This is a genomic window from Streptosporangium sp. NPDC049644 (assembly GCF_040675205.1).
Lineage (GTDB): Bacteria > Actinomycetota > Actinomycetes > Streptosporangiales > Streptosporangiaceae > Streptosporangium > Streptosporangium fukuiense.
Map to the genome: position 1 here is coordinate 1 of NZ_JBFAOJ010000217.1, position 3,335 is coordinate 3,335.

At 69.9% G+C, this 3,335-nt stretch carries 12 protein-coding genes; 1 reads left to right on the top strand and 11 read right to left on the bottom strand.

Translation table 11 applies throughout. The features are described 5' to 3' along the window. Positions 1-71: 71 nt before the first annotated feature. Positions 72-323: a hypothetical protein gene (locus AB0J58_RS44410; RefSeq protein ID WP_357795710.1), complete on the bottom strand. Its 252-nt coding sequence runs from the start codon at positions 321-323 to the stop codon at positions 72-74. Positions 324-423: 100 nt separating this feature from the next. Between AB0J58_RS44410 and AB0J58_RS44415 the strand changes: the two genes are divergently transcribed. Further along, positions 424-654 (top strand): hypothetical protein, encoded by a 231-nt coding sequence (locus tag AB0J58_RS44415; protein ID WP_357795707.1) that lies wholly within the window; start codon positions 424-426, stop codon positions 652-654. 4 nt (positions 655-658) lie between these two features. On the opposite strand, the gene AB0J58_RS44420 is transcribed toward AB0J58_RS44415, so the two are convergent. From AB0J58_RS44420 to AB0J58_RS44465, 10 genes are read right to left on the bottom strand one after another with little or no spacing between them, the layout of a single operon-like run. Then, positions 659-883, bottom strand: coding sequence for a DUF6011 domain-containing protein (locus AB0J58_RS44420; protein ID WP_364227760.1), 225 nt, complete (start codon positions 881-883; stop codon positions 659-661). After that, positions 880-1,212 carry a hypothetical protein gene (locus tag AB0J58_RS44425; RefSeq protein WP_357797279.1) on the bottom strand — a complete coding sequence of 111 codons (333 nt, stop codon included), beginning with the start codon at positions 1,210-1,212 and terminating at the stop codon, positions 880-882. Before AB0J58_RS44425 ends, AB0J58_RS44420 begins: the two co-directional genes overlap by 4 nt. After that, entirely contained in the window at positions 1,205-1,465 is a 261-nt protein-coding gene (locus AB0J58_RS44430; protein ID WP_364227764.1) for a hypothetical protein, read from the bottom strand. Before AB0J58_RS44430 ends, AB0J58_RS44425 begins: the two co-directional genes overlap by 8 nt. After that, positions 1,462-1,719, bottom strand: a complete 258-nt coding sequence (locus AB0J58_RS44435) for a hypothetical protein (RefSeq protein ID WP_357797283.1) — start codon at positions 1,717-1,719, stop codon at positions 1,462-1,464. Before AB0J58_RS44435 ends, AB0J58_RS44430 begins: the two co-directional genes overlap by 4 nt. Then, complete coding sequence (locus AB0J58_RS44440; protein WP_357797286.1) at positions 1,712-2,044, bottom strand: hypothetical protein; 333 nt, start codon at positions 2,042-2,044, stop codon at positions 1,712-1,714. Before AB0J58_RS44440 ends, AB0J58_RS44435 begins: the two co-directional genes overlap by 8 nt. After that, positions 2,037-2,288: a hypothetical protein gene (locus AB0J58_RS44445; RefSeq protein WP_357797289.1), complete on the bottom strand. Its 252-nt coding sequence runs from the start codon at positions 2,286-2,288 to the stop codon at positions 2,037-2,039. Before AB0J58_RS44445 ends, AB0J58_RS44440 begins: the two co-directional genes overlap by 8 nt. Continuing rightward, positions 2,281-2,487 carry a hypothetical protein gene (locus AB0J58_RS44450; RefSeq protein ID WP_357797291.1) on the bottom strand — a complete coding sequence of 69 codons (207 nt, stop codon included), beginning with the start codon at positions 2,485-2,487 and terminating at the stop codon, positions 2,281-2,283. Before AB0J58_RS44450 ends, AB0J58_RS44445 begins: the two co-directional genes overlap by 8 nt. Further along, positions 2,477-2,632: a hypothetical protein gene (locus tag AB0J58_RS44455; RefSeq protein WP_357797293.1), complete on the bottom strand. Its 156-nt coding sequence runs from the start codon at positions 2,630-2,632 to the stop codon at positions 2,477-2,479. The genes AB0J58_RS44450 and AB0J58_RS44455 overlap by 11 nt, the downstream gene beginning before the upstream one ends. Next, a complete protein-coding gene (locus tag AB0J58_RS44460) occupies positions 2,632-3,066 on the bottom strand; it encodes a hypothetical protein (RefSeq protein ID WP_357797296.1) in 435 nt (144 codons plus the stop codon). Before AB0J58_RS44460 ends, AB0J58_RS44455 begins: the two co-directional genes overlap by 1 nt. After that, a complete protein-coding gene (locus AB0J58_RS44465; protein WP_357797299.1) occupies positions 3,063-3,296 on the bottom strand; it encodes a hypothetical protein in 234 nt (77 codons plus the stop codon). The genes AB0J58_RS44460 and AB0J58_RS44465 overlap by 4 nt, the downstream gene beginning before the upstream one ends. Positions 3,297-3,335: the final 39 nt, after the last annotated feature.

A 3,335-nucleotide genomic window follows, 5' to 3' on the forward strand; every position in this document is an offset into this window, starting at 1 on the left:
GGGGGTGGGTGTCTGGTCGGGTGGTCTGCTGGCTGCTCCTCCCCGTAGGAGCAGCGGGCGGATCATCCGCGTCAGGCGGCGAGGGCGGCGAGGGCGGCGAAGAGCTTCTCGCAGCCGCGGGTGGTGGCGAGGATGCCGTCGAGCAGGCTGGCGTGGGCGGAGATGATCTGCGCGTCGCGGTAGTCGCCCTGGCGCTCCTGCAAGCGGCGGGCGGCGGCGAGCTGGTCGGCGGCGTGGTCGGCGTCGCGCATCTCGTGGGTGCGGACCTCGGCGACGCCGTCGGCGGCGATGAAGGTGTAGCGGATGGCGAGGGTGTTGGTCATGTCGTTCCCCTTCTCCCGTAAAGGTGGCCATCCACCTTTCGATAAGCCGAAGCTAGCACATGCCTAGAAAGGTGGCAATCCACCATGCGAAGATAGGTCCATGCCGAACCTGCACCGACTCAAACCCCGCACCTGGAGAGCCGAAGATGACGAGGTCGCAGCCGCAATAGCGAACCTGCCTGCGGGAAAAGCCATGACCGCGTACATCCGCGCCGCCGTCATCGCCCTCGGCAAAGACCCCGAGCAGGCCCTATCCGCCGTTGAACACCACTGGCCCGAAGATCCGAAACCTGTTGGTCGGCCTCGCAAGGCGCCGCCCGCAGCCGAGTAGCCCGTCACTCCTCCCCCTCCTCTGCGAGTAGGTCTTCCTGCCCTTCGACGTCTCCGCCGGCCCGGGTACGGACTGACACACCCCGTGGGCGCCGAGCGGGGATGAGGCCGAGGCGTTTCGCGCAGCACTTGCCGAACCCGAGAGCGATCCATTTCGGGTCGGTCAGCACCTTGTGGCACGCCCCGCACTTGCCTGTGCGGGGCGTGCCCTCCTCGGCGAACAGGGTCACCGGGGCTCCGAGGAGTCGAGGGCAGCGAGCGGGGCAGCGCCGGGAGACGCCGTGCTGCCAGTGGGCGAGTCCGGGGCCTCCCAGCGCACAGTGGCGGTGGGCTTCTCCGTTCCGAGATCGCGGAGACGGGCGAGCTCCTTCTGCTCCACCACGACCAGGCCGTGCTCGGCGAGAGCGGCCAGGGCTGCGTCTGCGGCGTCGTCCGCCTCCCGACCGGACAAGATCACCGGTTTGCCCTCTGCGAGTGTCCGGGTGGCGTCAGGGCCGAGGGTGAGCCTGACCCGGGTGCGGATGGTGCGGGCGAGCACGTCGCGGAGGTCGTCAGGCACGGCGGGGCCTCCATTCCTGCTCGTACAGGCCAACCTGCACATCGAACGGCAACTGGTCGATGAACTGGGCGTCGCCGAACCGGGCGGTCTTCGCGGCGAGTGCTTCCTCCTCGGTGGAGCCGTCGAGCTTCACCCAGTCGGCGGTGCACCACGCGCCGTCCGGGGAGTCGGCTTCGCCGCACGGGATGAAGTTGTGCATGCGTCCATGGCTGAAGCACCAGGCGAACCAGGTGGGTCCGGTCGGCTCTCTCACAAGGTCTCCTTCGGGAAGTCAGGGTTCAACGCCACGGCCTGACGGTCGGCGGGCGGGTCGTTGCGGCGTCTCCACGCCCGCCAAGCGTCCTCAGGCAGCAGCGCAAAGGCGAGCAGGACAGCGGGGGCGGACTGGGCGCGGAAGAGAGTCCACCGCGCCCAGTCCCGCGCCTCCGAGATCGGCCGAAACCGTCCGAGGGCGTAGCCGACGAAAGGGCCGACGGTGGCGAGCAGGTACAGGCCGAGGTCAGGCATCTCGCGTCTCCCGGTCTCGGAGAGCGTCAGCCACGGTGTGGCCGTTGCACGTCATGGTCGGGGCGGTGCGCTTGGCCAACGCCAGCGCGGCGTCGAGGTCGAAGCGGTGGGCGGCCAGCCAGTCGTCTTCTCGGCTGGTCGGGCGAGGCTCGTAGTCCTTGACGCCGTCGGCGTTCAGGGCGAACGGCCCGTCCATGACGGCCCACAGGCCACGCCCCCGGTACTCCACGGCCGGCGTGTACGGGTCGGCGTTGATGTCGTCCTCAGGCAGGCAGGACACCTCGTAGCGGGTGACGCGCACCTGCGGGGCAGGAATCTCAGGCATCGACAACGTCTCCGACCTTCAGGCCACGCCGGTCCATCCAGGCCAGGCAGGTACGGCAGTCCACGGGCTCATCCACCTCTCGGGTGATGACTCCGGAGCAGCCGCCCACCGACCACCACGGCGACAGTCCGCGGGAAGGGTCGTGGTTGGGCAGCAGCAGCCGGGAGGCGTGGACAGCGCCAGCGCGGGGCGAGTTGGAGCGGGCGGCAACGAGCTGGCCGGCCTGGCGGTCGACGTCAGGCATGGGCTCTCCTCAAGCCGCGGAACGGGCGAACCTCAAGGGATCCGTCAGCGCGCTCGACGAGCACGTTGGTGGGCGCGTAGTCGCCGATGCGGGGCAGCGGGAATCGCTTCGCCGGCCGGTCCTTGCGGCGCTGGTTCGGCCACAGCAGCACGGTGACGGGCTCTCCGCGTAGCAGGTAGCGGCGAGGCTCAGCGGGCATCGGGCTTCTCCTCGGGCGGGGTGGACATGGCGCGTAGCACGTCCTCGGGCGGGGTGACCGGCCCAAAGCGGGGGGTGGTGTCCGGGCGCCAACGGCGGGTCAGGCGTCTCCACAGGGCCTGTACGCGGTGCGGAAGGATGGTCATCAGCTGTTGCTCCCGCCCCGGTCGGCGGGCGCGCCCGCATCAATGCCCAGTTCGTCGCGTAGGCGTCGCAGCCGCTCCCGCGACCAGTGGCGCAAGGTGCCATGCTGCAGGCTGGTCGCGCTGGCGAGCGTCCGCATCTGCTCGTCCCCCACCTGGTAGACAGCGGCGAGGATGCGCAGCCACGCCACATCCGCCCACTCAGTGACGGAGTGGGGGTAGCAGCGGTGCCGGGCCGCCCGCTCCGGGCCGGTGGTGGGCGGGCAGCCGACCTCAATCAGGGGGTAGGAGTAGCGGCCGATCAGCAGGTCACAGTCCGGGTGGCCGTCGATGCCTGAAGCGATTGCGGCGACGGCCGATTCGGGGCGGGCGTACTCGGCTTCGGTGGTGATGGCCGGGTCGTGGGAGAGGCACAGAACACGGTAGATGCTGCTCACAGCGCCTCCTTGCCCTGCTCGGCGCGCGGAGTCTTCATCTTCGTGATGCCGGTCATGAGTTCGTAGTCGGCGGTGGAGATGCGCTGGCGGGCGTGGTCGACCAGAGCGGCGGCGATGACGCGCTCCCGCTCGGGGAGCTGGGTGAGGTCGGCTTCGTCGTCGAGGCGGACGATCGCTTCGTTGGTGGCGACGTACCAGAGTGCGGGGCCGTGCTTGGTGGAAACGTCCATCGGGGGTCGGTCCTTTCGTGGTGCCCCGCCCAGACACGC